We start from the raw sequence: 16,871 nt of genomic DNA, 5'->3' as shown, positions 1-16,871 counted from the left end.
GAGCCATGGCCTCACAAGACATCATCGCCCGCTCCGCCACCACCACACCGATGCCCTCGGTGCGCCAGATGGACGAGGTGGCCAAGCTCATCGACGTGTCCAAGTGCATCGGCTGCAAGGCCTGCCAGGTTGCCTGTTCGGAATGGAATGATCTGCGTGACGAGGTTGGCCAGAACCATGGCACCTACGACAACCCGGCGGACCTGAGCGCAGAAACCTGGACCCTGATGCGCTTTACCGAAAACGTCCGCGGCGACGGCAACCTCGAATGGCTGATCCGCAAGGACGGCTGCATGCACTGCGACGAGCCCGGCTGCCTGGCGGCCTGCCCGAGCCCCGGGGCGATCGTCAAGTACGCCAACGGCATCGTCGACTTCAACCAGGACCACTGCATCGGTTGCGGCTATTGCATCACCGGCTGCCCGTTCAACATTCCGCGCATCTCGCAGAAGGACCACAAGGCCTACAAGTGCACCTTGTGTTCCGACCGCGTGTCGGTGGGCCTGGAGCCAGCCTGCGTGAAGACTTGCCCGACCGGCGCCATCGTCTTCGGCACCAAGGAAGACATGAAAGTGCACGCCGAGGAACGCATCGTCGATCTCAAGTCGCGCGGCTACGAGCACGCCGGTCTGTACGACCCGGAAGGCGTCGGCGGCACCCATGTGATGTACGTGCTGCACCACGCCGACACCCCGGCGCTGTACGCCGGCCTGCCCGCCGACCCGCACATCAGCCCGGTGGTCAGCCTGTGGAAGGGAGTGAGCAAACCGATCGGCCTGCTGGCGATGGGCATGGTCGCCCTGGTCGGTTTCTTCCACTACATCCGGGTCGGCCGCAACGTGGTCGAGGAAGACGAAGAGCCGGGCGTGGTGGTCGGCGAATCGGCCGTGCATCAGGTCGATCCGGCCGTGCACACCTTTGATCCCAAGGCGCCGCGGTAGGCCTGTTAGCTCCCTCTCCCATTTATGGGAGAGGGTTGGGGAGAGGACCGTGTCGCCTGACGACCCTCTCCCCCGGCCCCTCTCCCACCGGTGGGAGAGGGGAGACTGAGCAAGTTCAGGAGTCGACGATGAACAAAGACATCCAGCGCTACAACGCCTCCGAACGCACCAATCACTGGGCGGTGGCGATCTTCTTCGTGCTCGCCGGGTTGTCCGGGCTGGCGCTGTTTCATCCGGCGATGTTCTGGCTCACCAACCTGTTCGGCGGCGGGCCGTGGACGCGCATCCTGCATCCGTTCCTCGGCATCGGCATGTTCCTGTTCTTCCTCTGGCTGGCGGTGCGTTTCGCCGGCCACAACCGCCTCGACCGCAGCGACGGGCAATGGCTCAAGCAATGGCGCGACGTGGTCAACAACCGCGAGGAAAACCTGCCGGAAGTCGGGCGCTACAACGCCGGGCAGAAGCTGCTGTTCTGGACCCTGATCCTGTGCATGCTGGTGCTGCTGCTAAGCGGGGTGGTGATCTGGCGCGAGTACTTCAGTCACTGGTTCGGCATCGAATTGATCCGCGTGGCGGCGCTGGCTCATGCGCTCGCGGCCTTCGTGCTGATCGCCTCGATCCTCGTGCATATCTACGCCGGTATCTGGATCAAAGGCTCGGTCGGCGCCATGACCCAAGGCTGGGTCAGCCGCGGCTGGGCCCGCAAACACCACCGGCGCTGGTATCGGCAAATGACCGAAGGCAAGGGCGACGGCAAGCCGTAACCAAGGCGACGTGCGGGCTTTTGTAGGTTGGCGTTGAGCGCAGCGATACCCAACGACTCACGCCAGCCGCAGGTTCCGCGTTGGGCATCAGCGCCTTGCGCTTCAGCCCAACCTACGACCACCCCGCAACGGCGCCTTTCCCCGTAGGTTGGCGCTGAGCGTAGCGATGCCCAACGGCCTGTAGCCAGACAGCCACCTGAATCCAATCCGGCAGCCTCCCGACTTCAGCAACGGTCGCCTATAACCACCTACGCTCTAACCAAGCCCTCAACCCTGCGAGGAGTCCTTGCGTGCCAGGCATCATTCTCGAATCCGGCCAGATCGAAGCCGCGGCGAATATTCCGCCGCTCTTCAACCTGCCGCTGCATGACCTGTTCCAACTCCGCGCCGCACGCCTGCGGCACCTCGCCGAAGGTCATCCATTGGCCGGCTATCTGGGCTTGATCGCCGCGCTTTGCGAAGCCCAACAACAGGTGCTGGATATCCCGCCTAAGCTACCCGGCCCGACACCCGAAGCGCTGGCCCTGAGCCAGGAGCACCGCATGCCGCCGTTGGCCTTCGAGGCGCTGGTGCGCGCCGACGGCTGGTTGCCGGCGCTGGATGCGTTGCTGCAGGTTTATCAGGCGCGCAATCCGCTCGTCGCCACCGCGCTGGAACAGCTGCACAGCGCCGACAGCGGCCAGCGCAAAGCCTGGGCGATCGGCCTGCTCAGCGGCCAGTTTGATCTGCTCCCGGCGGCGCTGGTGCCGTTCCTCGGCGCGGCCTTGCAAGTCGCGTTCAGTCACTGGCTGCTGGCCTTGCCGGACGGCGCGGTGGTGGAGTCCGAGGCGCAGACCCTGTGCCCGGCCTGCGGCTCGCCGCCGGTCACCGGGCTGATCCGCCATCGCGGCAAACAGGCCGGCCTGCGTTATCTGGCCTGTTCGCTGTGCTCCTGCGAGTGGCATTACGTGCGGGTCAAATGCAGCCATTGCCAGGAGAGCAAGCAGCTCACCTATCTGTCCCTGGAGCGTGACGGCGTGAAGGGTGAGCATGCGCCGATCCGCGCCGAGGCCTGCCCCAACTGCCAGGGCTATCTGAAACAGTTCTATCTCGACCACGACGCTCACGCCGAAGCCCAAGCCGACGACCTCGCCAGCCTCGACCTCGACCTGCGCCTGAACGAGGAAGGCTTCCAGCGCCGCGCCCCCAACCTGCTGCTCGCACCCGGCGGCAGCGATTGACGCGATTTGCTTTTCCTCCCCTCTCCCGTCCACGGGAGAGGGGCTGGGGGAGAGGGAAGAGTGACGTAGGGCGGGTGCAACCCGCGAGTGGTGAACCTTGGCGGGTTGCACCCGCCCTACAGGCCTGTGTTTGTCGATGGGCTGCGCGGTTGCCAGGCCGTAGACCGGATGCAATCCGGAGTATCAGGCAACTCCCCCGTTCTGCCTCTATTCCATAACCCCACGCGATCCCTGCCTACACTGGTGAAGGTAAATCGTCACGAGACTCGTGCATGACTGCCATTCGCCTGCCCTCCATCGACCGCCTGTTGCGCAGCCCGGCCTGTTCGCCGCTGCACCAACGCTACGGCCGCGATGCCCTGCTGAAAACTCTGCGCGACCTGCTCGACGAACTGCGCGAGCCGGCCCGCCACGGCCACCTCGCCGCCGTCGAACTCAGCGAAGCGGTGCTCGCCGGACGCGCCGGCGAACGCCTGGCGGCCGGTCACGCGAGCAAGGTGCGGCGGGTGTTCAACCTCACCGGCACCGTGCTGCACACCAATCTTGGCCGCGCGTTGCTGCCAGACGAAGCGATCGAAGCGATCACCCTGGCCGCGCGTTACCCGCTAAACCTCGAATTCGACCTGGCCAGTGGCAAGCGCGGCGACCGCGACGACCTGATCACTGGGCTGATTCGCGAGCTGACCGGCGCCGAGGCCGTCACCGTGGTCAACAACAACGCCGCCGCGGTGCTGCTGGCGCTGAACAGCCTCGGCGCGCGCAAGGAAGGAGTGATCGGGCGCGGCGAGCTGATCGAGATCGGCGGCGCCTTCCGCATCCCCGACATCATGGCCCGCGCGGGCGTGAAGCTGGTCGAAGTCGGCACCACCAACCGTACCCACGCCCGCGATTACGAGGCGGCGATCACTCCGCGCAGCGGCCTGCTGATGCGCGTACACACCAGCAACTACAGCGTGCAGGGCTTCACCGCCAGCGTGCCGACCGCCGAACTGGCGGCCATCGCCCACGCCCACGGCCTGCCGCTGCTGGAAGACCTCGGCAGCGGCAGCCTGCTCGACCTCACGCGCTGGGGCCTGCCCAAGGAACCGACCGTGCAGGAGGCCTTGGCCGATGGCGCCGACATCGTCACTTTCAGCGGCGACAAACTGCTCGGCGGCCCGCAGGCCGGGCTGATCCTCGGCAGCAAGGAGCTGATCGCCAAGATCAAAAAGAACCCGCTCAAACGCGCCCTGCGTGTCGACAAGCTGACCCTCGCCGCGCTGGAAGCGGTGCTCAACCTGTACCGCGACCCGGACCGCCTCGCCGAGCGCTTGACCACCCTGCGCCTGCTCAGCCGACCACAGGCGGAAATCCAGACTCAGGCCGAACACCTGCTGCCCGCCGTGGCCGCGCAACTCGGCACTACTTGGCAGGTCAGCGTCGAACCGGCATTAGGGATGATCGGCAGCGGTGCGCAGCCGGTCGCCCGCCTGCCCAGCGCCGCCTTGTGCCTGCGCCCGCAACAACCCAAGCGCCTGCGCGGGCGCGCCCTGCGAACGTTGGAAGAGTTCCTGCGCAGCCTGCCGATTCCGGTGCTCGGCCGTCTCGACGATGACGCCCTGTGGCTCGACCTGCGCCAGCTCGACGACGAGCCGGCCTTCCTCGGCCAACTGGCCCTGCTGGCGGAGGCGTCGGTTTGATCGTCGGCACGGCGGGGCACATCGACCATGGCAAGACCGCGCTGCTGCGCGCCCTCACCGGCATCGAGGGCGACCGTCGCCCGGCCGAGCGCGCGCGCGGCATCACCATCGACCTCGGCTACCTCTACGCCGACCTTGGCGACGGAGCGCTCACGGGCTTCATCGACGTACCGGGCCACGAGCGCTTCATCCACAACATGCTCGCCGGGGCCAGCGGCATCGACCTGGTGCTGCTGGTCGTTGCCGCCGACGACGGGGTGATGCCGCAGACCCGCGAGCACCTGGCGATCGTCGAACTGCTGGGCATTCCCCGCGCGCGCGTGGCCCTGACCAAGGTCGACCGGGTCGACGCCGCGCGCGTCGCCGAAGTGCGCGAGCAGATCGGTAGCCTGCTGGCCGGCGGGCCCTTCGCCGGTGCGCCGATCCATCCGGTGTCGAGCATCACCGGAAGCGGCATCGACATGCTGCGCCTGACCCTGGCGGCGGACGCCGCGGTGGCCGGAGAACGGCGCGCCGAAGGCCACTTTCGCCTGGCGGTGGACCGCGTGTTCACTGTCGACGGCGCCGGGCTGGTGGCGGCCGGCACCGCCTTCGCCGGCCAGGTGCGGATTGGTGATGAATTGCTGCTCAGCCCGTCTGGCCTGCGCTTGCGGGTACGCGACCTGCGCGCGCAGAGCCTTAACGTTGAGCACGCCGGCGCCGGCCAGCGGGTTGCCCTCAACGTCGCCGGCGACAAACAGGCGCTGGAACGCATCCAGCGCGGCGACTGGCTGCTGGCGCCGGTGCTGCACGCACCGACCACGCGGATCGACATTCAACTGCGGGTTCTGGCCAGCGAAACGCGGGCGCTGGCGCACTGGACGCCGGTGCACGTGCACCTCGGCGCCCAGGACGTCACCGCTCGCGTCGCACTGCTCGACAGCGAGCGCCTGGCGCCCGGTGACTACGGCCTCGCCCAGCTGCTGCTCAACGCCCCGGCGCACGCCGTGCATGGCGACCGCCTGGTGCTGCGCGACCAGTCGGCGCAGCGCACGATTGGCGGCGGCCGGGTGCTCGATCCCTTCGCCCCGGCGCGCGGCCGCCGCAGCCCGGAGCGCCTGGCACAACTCGAGGCTCTGCGCTCGACGAACCTGGAGGCCGCACTGCCGGTATTGCTGGAGCGCGCCGACAACGGCCTCGACCCCGCCGTGCTGGAGCGCCAGTTCAACCGCGCCGCCGGCACCTGGCAACTGCCGGTGGCCGTCTGCACCGCGAACACCCGCCAGGGCCCACGACTGTTCGCCACGGCTCGCTGGACCGCGCTGCAGATCGACGTGCTGGAAGGTCTGGCGCGCTTTCATGCCGAACAGCCCGACGAGCTAGGCCCGGACCGCGACCGCTTGCGCCGCTACGCTTTTTCGCACCTGGAACGACCGGTGTTCATCGCCCTGCTGGACAACCTGCTCGGCGACGGCCGCCTGCAGAGCAGCAGCCCCTGGCTGCACCTGCCCGAGCACCAAGTGCAGCTCAGCGAAGCCGACGAAGCGTTGCGCCAACGCCTCTGGCCGCTGCTCGAAGCCGGCGGCTTCGACCCACCTTGGGTGCGCGAACTGGCCGGCGCGCTGGAGCACAGCGACGCCGAGGTGCGCCTGCTGCTGCGCAAGCTCGCGCGCCTCGGCCTGCTGCATCAGGTGGTCAAGGATCTGTTCTACCCCGAAGCGACCATCCGCCAACTGGCCGCAGTGCTGGCCAAGATGCAGGACGAAACCGACTCAATCGCCGCCGCCCTATTCCGCGACCGCATCGGCGCCGGCCGCAAACGCAGCGTCCAGATACTCGAATACTTCGACCGGATTGGTTTTACGCGGCGGCATGGCAACGAGCGCAAGATCAGAGCTGATTCGGCGCTGGCAATGAGTTCTGGCTCTGGCTGAGAGGCGAGGGAGGTGCGAAGTAGGAGCGGTAAATCCAGTACATGGAAGGCAATCACGCCCGGTGGCGTGGCCGGGCTTCAAACCCGGTGGGGGACGGCAGCCGTTCCTGGGTGGGTTCGACTCCCACTGCCTTCCGCCATTTCCCTGTCTGGAGGCCCCTATTTATGGGCACCTCAGCGTGGTTCGCTCAGGCTGTTGAGGCCAAGTATCGAATTGTCAGCGTACCTGCCCCCAGACCTCGACTGCATGCGTGCTGACTTTGCATTCGCCTTGACCATGCGGCGCCGAAGGCGCGACCGGTAGCCCGCGGCCAGAAGCTACCGTTCGAGGAGGGCAGTTTTGACCCTAAGCTGCCGGTGGCAACTGGCAGAAATCGGCCAGAAGCAGACGCAAGGAGATGTCGACAAAATTAGGGGCGATTCAGTTTGCGTCATTTTTAACTCCTTTTAATTGAATGAACTTCAATAAATCGGAGTGATTGGCTTGAAACCTGCCCCCATGAACCTAGAAGAACACCGTCAAAACTAATAGTTACGGCGGCTGATTTATTCGGCAGGTACTGAATTAGCTCACACCTACGTGCATTCTCTAGACCCACAAGCCGACAGGTCATAAATAAATCAACCTTCGAGCCATCTATTCTCCAGTAGTACTCCTCCTCTCTCCCTTCAAGACTCCTCGTAAACCGATACAGGCCGAGACTTTCATTAAACATGGACTTGCTGACCTGTGAGACTCCAACTCCAGCTTTTGCAGACAAGAATCTCGAAAAATCAGTTTGTCCGGAAACAACTGAGTCAATTTTTATGGTTATGTGGTCGGGATTTGGATCAGATTGAATTGGTAAATTTCCGGCCGGAGTAAAATCAGGCCAATAAACCTCAAGACTCAAACTGCTGATTTCGTCTTTACAGCCTCGCGAACGGCGTGCTTTCCCTCTCTCCCAGTCGCTATCGCCTTTGTAGCTAACCCAAAAATAATAAAACTCTTTCTCAAACTTCACCTCGGAATCGCCGATCGTTCCACACCCAAACTGCGATGTGGCTTCGTCAGGCTGACTGCATCCGGTCATCCATAAAATAAAAAATGCGAGAAGCACGGTCTTCATCGGTGACACCTGCAATATTTTTTCGCCTTTTAGCGTTGCATGGCAAAGCTATCGTTTATTTAGATTTTCGTTAAGACTGAATCGACCCTGTTTTTGTGGACGCTTCCGAACGTCCGCAAAGGGTCGAAACAGTCCCAGCAGAAAGCCTTCGACGACCGATACAACAGCAACGAATGTCGATTCTGGCGAGAAATGAATGCCGAAAAACCCTAGCGAGAGAACCCGAAGCGGGTTGGCTCGCGAATGTCCGTAGTGTCGATAAAAATTCGAAACTGAAGGCTCGCAATGGCCATTGACCACTCTTGGTAAAATGCTCGCGCCAGCAATGACGCGGCATGACCCACACTGGCTCTCACAAAGCGCGAGCTCGACTCCCACTGCCTTCTGCCATTTCTCGCCCGCCGCTACTGCGCCGGAAAATCGAAGTAGGTGTCTGGATAGAGCTCGTCGCGCAGGCGGTAGTGCCACCATTCGGCGGCGTAGGGTTCGAAGCCGTGGCGGCGCATCAGGTCGCGCAGCAGTTGGCGGTTGTGGCGCTGCGCGGGGCTGATCAGCGAAGTGTCGTGGTGGGAGATGGGACCGAAAAAGTCGAACGGGCTGCCCATGTCCAGTTCCCTTCCGCTCTTGGTGTCGACTAGGGTCAGGTCGACGGTGCTGCCCCGTGAGTGGCCGGATTTTTTTGCGATGTAGCCGAGGTGGAACAGCTGCGGTTTGTCCACGTCGGGATAGAGGTGGGCTTTCATCCGGGTGTCTCGCGGGTCGCTGGCCCAGTGTTTGAAGTCGTCCACGGCCCGTTGCGGGCGATAGCCATCGAAGATTTTCAGGCGCAGGCCGTGTTGCTGGGCGTCGCGTTCGACGGCGGCGAGAGCCGTGGCGGCGGCTTGGCTGAGGATGACGCGCGGTGTGTGGTAGCCGTCGATGCGTCGGCCGACGAAGTTGTCGCCGCTGTAGTAGCGGACTTCGTAGAGGGCGCAGCAGAGGGTTTGGTCGAGGTAGATGAGGTCGGCCGGGCGCTGGGTAGTGCAGGCGGCGAGGATTAGGAGGAGGGCGGGGGCGAAGAGTTTTTTCATCCAGTCCTCCGTGGGAGTTTGATTCGATGGGTATTGCTGCGCTCGACCTGGGAGGCCCCACCCATCTTACGAACCATGGTTGGGCGGTTGATCGGCGTTGCCTGTTTCCCCTCACCCTAGCCCTCTCCCCGGAGGGGCGAGGGGATGTAAGCAGAAGCACTCGGGGCAGCATCGGCGCTGGGGTGGGTTGATGGTGCGAGCGCGTAGGCGGCGACCGCTCGTCCTGCGGCTGTTGTAGGAGCGAATTTATTCGCGAAGGGGCGAGTCGGGGTCAGCCATTTATCGCGAATGAATTCGCTCCTACGGATTTTCGGTTCCGCTGCTGTAAGCGAGGGGGCTTAGGGTCGGAGCGCTTGGACGCCGGTGTCGTCGGGATCGAAGTTGTCGAGGCGCATGCGTTCGGCGAAGGCGGCCAGGGCGGTGGCGCCGCTGAGCAGCTGGCTGCGTGCTTCCGGCCAGTCGTCGGGCTGCAGGCGGATCATCCAGCCGGCGCCGTAGCAGTCCTGATTGATCAGCGCCGGGCGCCGCACCACCGCCTCGTTGCTGTCTAGCAGTACGCCGCTCAGCGGGCTGCGCGCCGAGGAGGCGGCCTTGGCGAATTCGACCACGCCGAAGCCGCGGTCGCGCTCGATGTGTTGGCCGTTGCGCTTGGGGGTGAAGGCGAAGATCTGCCCATACACCGCGCAGCCGTAGGCGCTGAGGCCGATGGTCAGACTGTGATCGGGCTCTTCCTGCAGCCACAGGTTGTAGTCCGGGGCGTAGAGCAACGCGTCGGGAAACTCCAGGCCGTGCAGGTTCATAGGCTCAGCACCCGGTCGAATTCGAGGATCATCTGCGCCAGTTCGCCGCCGCTGGTGATGTCGTCCAGCTCAGGGATCAGCGTCTGCGGGTCGATCTCAACGCCCGGCGCGCGGCACATCAGCAGGCGCACACCGGCTTCTTTGGCTTGCTGGATAAAGTGTCGCAGCGGCTCGCCGCCCGGCGCGGCGTACAGCGTGTCGGCGACCGTCTGGCGTGCCAGCTGCGCGCCTTCGCCACTGAGAAACAGCGTCACTTGGGCGTCCATGCAGGCCAGCAGGGTGGCGGTGTGAAACGGCGCCGCGCAGCGCGCCGGCGTGCTTGGCCCGCTGGTGACCAGAATCAGCACGCGTGGCGCGGATGCGGCGGGCATTGGCCGATTCCTCGGTCAGTGCGGCGGGTACTGGGTGAGGATCTTGCCGATCGTTTCGCGAATCGCCGCCTCGCGCTCCTGCGGGCTCGGTGGGGCGCTGCGCATGATCTGCTCGCCGCTGCCGCGCCAGACGAGTTTGCCGTCTTTGGCGTCGTACAGGTCGATCTGCAGGGTGGCGACTTTGTAGGTCACGTTGCGGGTTTCGGTGACCGCGGGGCCGCCCCAATAGCCATTCCAGTAACCGCCCCAGTAACCGCCGTAGCTGGTGCTGACCTGGTTTTGCTGCTGTTCTACGATCAGCGCGGTTTGCACCAGCAGGTCGCCGCGACCACCGGTCGGCGCGACGCGCACGCCACGTTGGTCGAGCTGCTGCTCGGTGGCCTGGCGAATGCGCTGTTCGGTGAGGTCGCTTTTGATCCGCGGATCGTCCGGAGTGTAGAGCAGTGCCGGTTGCTTCCAGGTAAAGCTGCGGTAGGCGCCGAAGTCACGGGCGGAATCGTAATCGCGGCTCAGCTGCACGGATTCGCAGCCACTCAGCAGGAGTACAAAAGACAGGACTAACAGACGTAACGACATGATGAATCTCCCAAGCTAGAGCCTTTAGCCAAGCTTACCGGCAGGGCGCTGACAAGTCCGCGAGAATTCCGCGACAGCGCCGGAAGCCGATTCAATGCGGCGGGTAGTTAGCCAGTGCATCACGCACCGCCTGACGCAGCGCATCGCTGCGCTTGGCGCGATCACCATCGGCCGTCGCCTCGGCGCTGCCGCTCCAGACGGGTTGGCCGTTGCGGGTATCGAACAGGTCGACATGCAGGACCATCACTTCCTGCTGATAGGTGCGAATCAGCGGCACGCTGGCGTAGCCGCCGTAGCGATCGCCCCAGTACGGGCCGCTGCCGTAGTAACCGCCGACGTTGTCCTGCACTTGGTACTGGCGCTGTTCGATGCTGACGTTGGCGCGCGCCTGCAGATCGCCGGGGCGATTCGGTTGCGCTTGGCGCAGGCCGCGCTGTTCGAGGCCATTGCCGAGCATCTCCTGCAACTGTGCGGCGCTCAGCGTGCCGGTGGCGTTGGGCAACGTCTGCCAACTCCAGGTGCGGTACTGCGCGTAATCGATGGGCGCCGCCGGATAGGCGCTGAAGTCGTGCGTGGTGGCGGCAGCCGGCGGCGCCGGGGGCAGGGCGGCGGAGTCGCTTTTGTAGGGGTTGACGCTCTGGCAGGCGGCCAGGCTCAGACCGATCAAGGTGATGGCGATGACATGCTTCATGGTGCTCTCCTCGCCTTATTCGCTAACGGTGCGGCGCTTGCCTGGCGGCTGTAGGAGCGAATTCATTCGCGATGCGGATAACCCGATCGCGAATGAATTCGCTCCTACACGCGTTTAGAGCGGCCGGCAGATCCAGTGCAGATAACGACCGAGGCCGGCGAAGGCTGGATGGCGACGGTAGGCCAGCTCCATTTCGAGCAAATCCTGCAGTTCGGCCTTGGCCTGAAACTCGGCGGGCATGTAGTCGTGGAAGACCCGCACACCACTAGTGTTTTCGACCTGCCAGTGGCCGGCGAGTTGCGCCGACAATTCGCGTGGATCGAGCGGCGTTTGCGGGGTCAGGCTCTGCCGCACGCCTGCGAAGTGCTGCTTGCGCAGCTTGCGGAAATGGCCCTTGAGCAGGTTGCGGTAGATCAACGCGTCCTTGTTATAGAAGGCCAGCGATAGAAAGCCGTCGGGCGCGGTGAGCTGGTGCAGCACGGGTAGGATCGCATGCGGCTCGGCCAGCCATTCGAGTACCGCGTGGCAGAGCACCACGTCATAGGGTGCGGTGAGCTGGCCAAGCAGTTCTTGCCAGGGCGCGAGGAGAAAGGTGGCCGACTGATTGGCGGCGGCGAAGCGCTCGTGGGCGCCGGTGAGCATCGGCTCGGCGGGTTCGGCGAGGGTCACCTGATGGCCGCGCTCGGCCAGCCACAAGGCCATGTGGCCAAGGCCGGCGCCGATGTCGAGAATCCGCAGCGGGCGCTCGGGCAGCACTTCGGCCAGATCGGCCTGGAGCACGGCCAGGCGGATCGCACCCTTGGCGCCGCCGTAGATCTTCTCGGCGAAGCGCGTCGCCAGCTCATCGAAATGGCGGTCGCTCATGAGGCGAACCGCCGTTCGTTGTCGGCCAGCTTGGCGCGCACCACCTGTTCCATGTCGATGCCCAGTTCGGCGCACATCAGCAACAGATAGAGGACGATGTCGCCAACTTCCTGGCCGGCGTGTTCGAGGGTCGGCGCCGGCAGCTCGCGGGACTGCGCCTCGCTCAGCCACTGGAAGATTTCCACCAGCTCGGCCATTTCCACGCTGGCAGCCATGGCCAGGTTTTTCGGGCTGTGAAATTGTTGCCAGTCATTGCGGTCGCGAATGGCGTGCAGGCGTTGGGTCAGTTCATCGAGGTTCATACGGCTCTCCTTCAGCCGCATAGCTTCGGCCGCATCGACGGACCCTGCAAGCACGCCGCGCCGCCGCTCAGCTTTTTAGTCGCCAGCTGCCGCTCATGTGCAGCAGATCGTCCTTACCCTGCAACTGGAACTGACCCTGCTCGGCGGGCGCACTGGCCAGCAGGCGCACATGGCTGGGCAGCAGTACCGGCTTGCGGAACTGCACCTCGACTTCGTAACCCGCAGCGGGCAGGCGATCGGCGAGGGCGGCCAGGGCGCGGCCCTTGTTCCATAGGCCATGAGCGATGGCGCGCGGAAAGCCGAACAGACGGGCGCTCAGGGCGGTCAGGTGGATCGGGTTGTAGTCGCCGGCCACCCGCGCATAGCGGCGACCGATATTGGCCGGCGCCGCCCAGTCGGCTAACGGCAGCACCTCAAGTGGCGCGAGTTCGCCGGGCTCGCTCGGTGCGCCGTCGAGCTGCACGCTGCGGCACAGGAAGCGACTTTCGCCTTCCCAGAGCAGGCCGAGCTGATCGTCGAGACGAGTAATCAGGCTGAACAGCGCGCCCTTGGCATGCGGCTGCAGATTCTCCAGCTGCACGCTGATCTGGAACGGCCCCAACCCGCCAAGCGGACGCAGCACGTGCACACGGTTGTGCAGATGCACCAGGCCGAGCAGCGGAAACGGAAAGGTTTTGTCGGTGAGCAATTGCATCTGCAGCGGAAACGCCAGCAGATGCGGATAGGCGGGTGGCAGCTGGCCGTTGTCGGCTGCATTGCAGAGCTGCCGATAGGCCTGCAGATGCGCCGGGTCGACGCTCACCGGGCAGCGCAGGCCGAAGTCCGGGAGCTGCTTGCCGGTCACGCTGCGGCGCAGCAGGGCGCGCGCGAAAAGAGCGGGCAACGCCGGCGGCGCGGGCAGATCGTGCCAATCGATGGTCATGGAAATCTCCTGTGGCTGATGCCAGCAGAGTAGCCAGCTCAGCCGCGCATGCATTGGCTGGGTGGCGGGTAACGGCGGCGACGTAGTCAATGACGGGTAGTGGATCACATCGGCATGCGGTTATTCAGCCACTCGTGGGCAGGAGGGTTGCTGCGGATGGCCGCGACCTGGGTTGCAGATAGAGCCCGAACGAGGCGAGCGGGCCGGTCGCACCCGCCTAACCAGTTACAGGTCAGCTCACGCGCACGCCGCGGTGGGCAGGGGCTGCGCGTGGCGCGCTTCGGCCAGGGCGGCGCTGGCCAAGGCATCGGTGTGGGTGAAGATGCAGGCCAGACCATTGTGATCGCGGCGCAGCGGCAGCAACGGCAGGGCGGGCAGCTCATCGGCCAGCAGCAACCAGCCGCGCGCCGGCAGTTCCGCCGGTAGATCTCCGTGCAGCAGGCAACCGAAAAACCCCAGTTCGGCCATCTCCACCGACCATTCGGCGCCGCTCAGGTGGCGCAGGCGGGCGCGCCGCTGGCGTGGCGCATGGCGCACTTCCTGGCGGCGCTCGAGGTGTTCCAGCTGACCCCGCGACAGGCGAGTGGCGCCCGGGCTGCTGAGCGGCTGCTCGGCGCCGCGCAGAAACGGCGCATACAAGCCCGCGCACGCGGCGCGCCGCTCGAACTGGGCGAGGTGGTCGGCGCCGTGGATCAACGCGCAATCCGCCTGGGCGCAGGCGGCGGCGAACTGGGCGTGCTCCCAGGGTTGGGTGAAATGATCGTGCTCGCCGGCCAGCACCAGAGTTGGGCACTGCGGATGCTGGGCAAAGCCGCTGAAGTCGAGCAGGCGGCGGCTGTTCTGCCGGTAGCGTTCGATTTCCGTCGGGCCGAGACGCTGCAGCTGGCGCAGCAAGACCTTGCGAAACAACGGCGAAACCCCGGTCGCTTCGCTATGCAGGGGGTTGAGCAGGCCGGTCAGGGCGCCTTGAGCAAACGCGTCGAGTTGACCTTCGTCGAGCAACTCCAGGCTTTCCTCAAGCAGACGGCGCGCACCGGGACGGCCAAAAGCGGTGATGCCGGCCAGTAACAAGCGCGCGCAATGTTGCGGATGGCGCACGGCAAACAGCGCGGCGAGGGCCGAGCCGTAGGACAGGCCGATGGGTTGCACGGCCGGCAACTGCATCTCTTCGACGAAGGCGGCGATCAGGTCGGCGAGGTCTTCCAGGCGCAATTCGGCGGCCAACTGGGTATTGCAGCCCTGGCTCGGCAGATCGAGCAGGATCACCGGATGTTCGCTGAGTAGCTCGGCGGCTTCGGCGGCGAACGAGCGAAAGCTCTGAAACGCGCCGCCGAGCAGCAGCACCGGTGCGCGCTTGTCGTCGGCGTGGGCGGAGAAGGCCAGGTAGTGCAACTGCCAGCGGCCGATAGTGAGCACGGCGGGAGCGTCCGCTAGCAGGCTGACGTGGTAGTCGGTACGGTATTGCATGACGGTTGCTCCGGCAGTTTCTTGTTGTTCGGCAAACTGCGCCGGTGGGGAGTCAACTTGAAGGTAAACAGCCAGCATGGGTTTGGTTACCCAACCTTCGGGCGGCATGCGCGGCGAGTGTCACCGTCTTGCCGATTTTGCGCCGCCGAGCGTTACCGCACGGTGCCAATCAGGCATGCGCTCGACTATCCGCCCGGCGCCGCTGGGCGTAGGACGGCGCGACCGCTATAATCAGCCACTTTTCTCAACTTCCAGACCTCCGAGACCATGACCGAGTCCGTACTCGACTACATGACCCGCCTGGGTCGCGCCGCCCGTGAGGCTTCGCGCGTGCTTGCCCGTGCCAGTACCGCGCAGAAGAATCGTGCCCTGCACGCCGCCGCCGATGCGCTCGACGCCGCTCGCAGCGAACTGACTGCCGCCAACGAGCAGGACCTGGCCACTGGCCGCGCCAACGGCCTGGATGCGGCCATGCTCGATCGCCTGGCGCTGACCCCGGCGCGCATCGACGAGATGATCGAAGGCCTGCGTCAGGTCGCCACGCTGCCCGACCCGATCGGCGAGATCCGCGACATGCGTTATCTGCCTTCGGGCATCCAGGTCGGCAAGATGCGCGTGCCGCTCGGCGTGATCGGCATCATTTATGAGTCGCGGCCCAACGTAACCATCGATGCCGCCAGTCTGTGTCTGAAGTCCGGTAACGCCACCATCCTGCGCGGCGGCTCGGAGGCGATTCACTCCAACCAGGCGATCGCTCGCTGCATCCAGCACGGCTTGGCCCAGTCCGGTCTGCCGGCGGCGGCTGTGCAAGTGGTGGAAACCACCGATCGCGCCGCGGTCGGTGCCTTGATCACCATGCCGGAGTTCGTCGACGTGATCGTGCCGCGCGGCGGCAAGGGTCTGATCGAGCGCATCAGCCGCGACGCCAAGGTGCCGGTGATCAAGCATCTGGACGGCGTCTGCCATGTCTACATCGACATCGCCGCCGATCTCGACAAGGCGATCCGCGTCGCCGACAACTCGAAAACCCAGCGCTACGCGCCGTGCAACACCATGGAAACCCTGCTGGTGCACGCCGCTATCGCCGCGCGGGTATTGCCGCCGCTGGCCGCCATCTACCGCGACAAGGGCGTTGAGTTGCGTGGCTGTGCGCGTACCCAGGAAGTCTTGGGTGCCGACGTGCTGGCCGCCAGCGAAGACGACTGGTTCGCCGAGTACAACGCGCCGATTCTGGCGATCCGCGTGGTCGACGGCCTCGAGCAGGCCATCGAGCACATCAATCACTACGGCTCGCAGCACACCGACGCAATCGTTACGGAAAATTTCAGCGATGCGCGGCGCTTCCTCACCGAAGTCGATTCCAGTTCGGTGATGGTCAACGCTTCGACCCGCTTTGCCGACGGCTTCGAGTACGGCCTGGGCGCGGAGATCGGGATTTCCACCGGCAAGCTGCACGCCCGCGGCCCGGTCGGCCTGGAAGGCCTGACCAGCGAGAAGTACGTAGTGTTCGGCGACGGACACGTGCGTGGTTAAACCTCGACGCATCGGCCTGTTCGGCGGCACCTTCGATCCTGTGCATATCGGCCACTTGCGTGGCGCACTGGAAGTCGTCGAACAATTTCGGCTCGACGAGCTGCGCCTGATTCCCAGCGCGCGGCCGCCGCATCGCGACACTCCGCAAGTGGCGGCCGCGGCGCGCCTGGCGATGGTCGAACTGGCGGTAAACGGTGTGGCCGCGCTGACGGTCGACGACCGTGAACTGCGCCGCGACAAGCCGTCGTACACCATCGATACGCTGGAATCGCTGCGCGGCGAACTGGCCGCCGATGATCAGTTGTACCTGTTGCTGGGCTGGGACGCCTTCTGTGGGCTGCCGACCTGGCATCGCTGGGAAGAGCTGCTCGACCATTGCCATATCCTTGTGCTGCAACGCCCGGATGCCGACAGCGAACCGCCGGAAGCCCTGCGCAACCTGCTCGCGGCGCGCAGCAGCACCGATCCACAGGCCATCGACGGACCCTCCGGACAGATTGCTATCGTCTGGCAGACGCCGCTTGCGGTCTCCGCCACGCAGATTCGCCAGTTGCTCGTCAACGGCAAGTCCGCGCAATTCCTGGTGCCCGACGCGGTACTGGCCTACATCCATACGCACGGTCTGTACCGTGCTTTGAACTGAACTGAGA

General features: G+C 65.0%; 17 protein-coding genes and 1 tRNA gene. 8 read left to right on the top strand and 10 right to left on the bottom strand.

Annotated elements, in window-relative coordinates; translation table 11 throughout:
* Positions 1-5 precede the first annotated feature (5 nt).
* The 6 genes from fdxH (at position 6) to NVV93_RS16720 (ending at position 6,656) form a co-directional block, all read left to right on the top strand.
* Entirely contained in the window at positions 6-941 is a 936-nt protein-coding gene (fdxH, locus tag NVV93_RS16745; protein WP_258251768.1) for a formate dehydrogenase subunit beta, read from the top strand.
* Positions 942-1,069: 128 nt separating this feature from the next.
* Positions 1,070-1,705 carry a formate dehydrogenase subunit gamma gene (locus tag NVV93_RS16740; protein WP_258251767.1) on the top strand — a complete coding sequence of 212 codons (636 nt, stop codon included), beginning with the start codon at positions 1,070-1,072 and terminating at the stop codon, positions 1,703-1,705.
* Positions 1,706-1,995: 290 nt separating this feature from the next.
* Positions 1,996-2,925 (top strand): formate dehydrogenase accessory protein FdhE, encoded by a 930-nt coding sequence (gene fdhE, locus NVV93_RS16735; RefSeq protein ID WP_258251766.1) that lies wholly within the window; start codon positions 1,996-1,998, stop codon positions 2,923-2,925.
* Between the two features lie 272 nt (positions 2,926-3,197).
* Positions 3,198-4,604, top strand: coding sequence for an L-seryl-tRNA(Sec) selenium transferase (gene selA, locus NVV93_RS16730; RefSeq protein ID WP_258251765.1), 1,407 nt, complete (start codon positions 3,198-3,200; stop codon positions 4,602-4,604).
* Positions 4,601-6,517 (top strand): selenocysteine-specific translation elongation factor, encoded by a 1,917-nt coding sequence (gene selB / locus NVV93_RS16725; RefSeq protein WP_258251764.1) that lies wholly within the window; start codon positions 4,601-4,603, stop codon positions 6,515-6,517. The genes selA and selB overlap by 4 nt, the downstream gene beginning before the upstream one ends.
* Before the next feature lie 43 nt (positions 6,518-6,560).
* Positions 6,561-6,656: transfer RNA gene (locus tag NVV93_RS16720), tRNA-Sec, on the top strand.
* Positions 6,657-6,953: 297 nt separating this feature from the next.
* On the opposite strand, the gene NVV93_RS16715 is transcribed toward NVV93_RS16720, so the two are convergent.
* From NVV93_RS16715 to NVV93_RS16670, 10 genes are all read right to left on the bottom strand, one after another.
* Positions 6,954-7,625, bottom strand: coding sequence for a hypothetical protein (locus NVV93_RS16715; protein WP_258251763.1), 672 nt, complete (start codon positions 7,623-7,625; stop codon positions 6,954-6,956).
* Positions 7,626-8,029: 404 nt separating this feature from the next.
* The gene (locus NVV93_RS16710) at positions 8,030-8,695 is read right to left on the bottom strand and encodes a M15 family metallopeptidase (protein WP_258251762.1); all 666 of its coding nucleotides are present in this window, start codon (positions 8,693-8,695) and stop codon (positions 8,030-8,032) included.
* 338 nt (positions 8,696-9,033) lie between these two features.
* Complete coding sequence (locus tag NVV93_RS16705; RefSeq protein WP_258251761.1) at positions 9,034-9,495, bottom strand: glycine cleavage system protein H; 462 nt, start codon at positions 9,493-9,495, stop codon at positions 9,034-9,036.
* Positions 9,492-9,866 carry a DsrE family protein gene (locus NVV93_RS16700; protein ID WP_258251760.1) on the bottom strand — a complete coding sequence of 125 codons (375 nt, stop codon included), beginning with the start codon at positions 9,864-9,866 and terminating at the stop codon, positions 9,492-9,494. The genes NVV93_RS16705 and NVV93_RS16700 overlap by 4 nt, the downstream gene beginning before the upstream one ends.
* Before the next feature lie 15 nt (positions 9,867-9,881).
* Positions 9,882-10,442: a DUF4136 domain-containing protein gene (locus tag NVV93_RS16695; RefSeq protein ID WP_258251759.1), complete on the bottom strand. Its 561-nt coding sequence runs from the start codon at positions 10,440-10,442 to the stop codon at positions 9,882-9,884.
* A gap of 91 nt (positions 10,443-10,533) precedes the next feature.
* Entirely contained in the window at positions 10,534-11,133 is a 600-nt protein-coding gene (locus NVV93_RS16690; protein WP_258251758.1) for a DUF4136 domain-containing protein, read from the bottom strand.
* A 114-nt stretch (positions 11,134-11,247) separates the two neighbouring features.
* Entirely contained in the window at positions 11,248-11,997 is a 750-nt protein-coding gene (locus tag NVV93_RS16685) for a methyltransferase domain-containing protein (protein ID WP_258251757.1), read from the bottom strand.
* The gene (locus tag NVV93_RS16680; protein ID WP_258251756.1) at positions 11,994-12,299 is read right to left on the bottom strand and encodes a nucleotide pyrophosphohydrolase; all 306 of its coding nucleotides are present in this window, start codon (positions 12,297-12,299) and stop codon (positions 11,994-11,996) included. The genes NVV93_RS16685 and NVV93_RS16680 overlap by 4 nt, the downstream gene beginning before the upstream one ends.
* 67 nt (positions 12,300-12,366) lie before the next feature.
* Entirely contained in the window at positions 12,367-13,221 is an 855-nt protein-coding gene (locus NVV93_RS16675; RefSeq protein ID WP_258251755.1) for a MaoC/PaaZ C-terminal domain-containing protein, read from the bottom strand.
* A gap of 237 nt (positions 13,222-13,458) precedes the next feature.
* The gene (locus NVV93_RS16670) at positions 13,459-14,688 is read right to left on the bottom strand and encodes an alpha/beta fold hydrolase (RefSeq protein ID WP_258251754.1); all 1,230 of its coding nucleotides are present in this window, start codon (positions 14,686-14,688) and stop codon (positions 13,459-13,461) included.
* 267 nt (positions 14,689-14,955) lie between these two features.
* On the opposite strand from NVV93_RS16670, the gene NVV93_RS16665 reads away from it, so the two are divergent.
* Both NVV93_RS16665 and nadD read left to right on the top strand, forming a co-directional pair.
* Entirely contained in the window at positions 14,956-16,221 is a 1,266-nt protein-coding gene (locus tag NVV93_RS16665; RefSeq protein ID WP_258251753.1) for a glutamate-5-semialdehyde dehydrogenase, read from the top strand.
* Positions 16,214-16,864: a nicotinate-nucleotide adenylyltransferase gene (nadD, locus tag NVV93_RS16660; RefSeq protein ID WP_258251752.1), complete on the top strand. Its 651-nt coding sequence runs from the start codon at positions 16,214-16,216 to the stop codon at positions 16,862-16,864. Before NVV93_RS16665 ends, nadD begins: the two co-directional genes overlap by 8 nt.
* The last annotated feature ends 7 nt before the right edge of the window (positions 16,865-16,871 follow it).

The organism is Pseudomonas sp. LS44 (assembly GCF_024730785.1).
In the GTDB taxonomy this organism is placed as follows: Bacteria; Pseudomonadota; Gammaproteobacteria; order Pseudomonadales; family Pseudomonadaceae; genus Aquipseudomonas.
This window is presented reverse-complemented; position numbering and strand designations above follow the sequence as displayed.

Excerpts from the sequence above, each read along its gene's own strand:
- NVV93_RS16710 (WP_258251762.1), bottom strand. The coding sequence starts at position 8,695 with ATGAAAAAACTCTTCGCCCCCGCCCTCCTCCTAATCCTCGCCGCCTGC.
- NVV93_RS16715 (WP_258251763.1), bottom strand. The coding sequence starts at position 7,625 with ATGAAGACCGTGCTTCTCGCATTTTTTATTTTATGGATGACCGGATGC.
- NVV93_RS16680 (WP_258251756.1), bottom strand. The coding sequence starts at position 12,299 with ATGAACCTCGATGAACTGACCCAACGCCTGCACGCCATTCGCGACCGC.
- NVV93_RS16665 (WP_258251753.1), top strand. The coding sequence starts at position 14,956 with ATGACCGAGTCCGTACTCGACTACATGACCCGCCTGGGTCGCGCCGCC.
- selA (WP_258251765.1), top strand. The coding sequence starts at position 3,198 with ATGACTGCCATTCGCCTGCCCTCCATCGACCGCCTGTTGCGCAGCCCG.
- NVV93_RS16740 (WP_258251767.1), top strand. The coding sequence starts at position 1,070 with ATGAACAAAGACATCCAGCGCTACAACGCCTCCGAACGCACCAATCAC.
- NVV93_RS16695 (WP_258251759.1), bottom strand. The coding sequence starts at position 10,442 with ATGTCGTTACGTCTGTTAGTCCTGTCTTTTGTACTCCTGCTGAGTGGC.
- NVV93_RS16690 (WP_258251758.1), bottom strand. The coding sequence starts at position 11,133 with ATGAAGCATGTCATCGCCATCACCTTGATCGGTCTGAGCCTGGCCGCC.
- NVV93_RS16675 (WP_258251755.1), bottom strand. The coding sequence starts at position 13,221 with ATGACCATCGATTGGCACGATCTGCCCGCGCCGCCGGCGTTGCCCGCT.
- fdxH (WP_258251768.1), top strand. The coding sequence starts at position 6 with ATGGCCTCACAAGACATCATCGCCCGCTCCGCCACCACCACACCGATG.
- NVV93_RS16670 (WP_258251754.1), bottom strand. The coding sequence starts at position 14,688 with ATGCAATACCGTACCGACTACCACGTCAGCCTGCTAGCGGACGCTCCC.
- NVV93_RS16700 (WP_258251760.1), bottom strand. The coding sequence starts at position 9,866 with ATGCCCGCCGCATCCGCGCCACGCGTGCTGATTCTGGTCACCAGCGGG.
- NVV93_RS16685 (WP_258251757.1), bottom strand. The coding sequence starts at position 11,997 with ATGAGCGACCGCCATTTCGATGAGCTGGCGACGCGCTTCGCCGAGAAG.
- NVV93_RS16705 (WP_258251761.1), bottom strand. The coding sequence starts at position 9,495 with ATGAACCTGCACGGCCTGGAGTTTCCCGACGCGTTGCTCTACGCCCCG.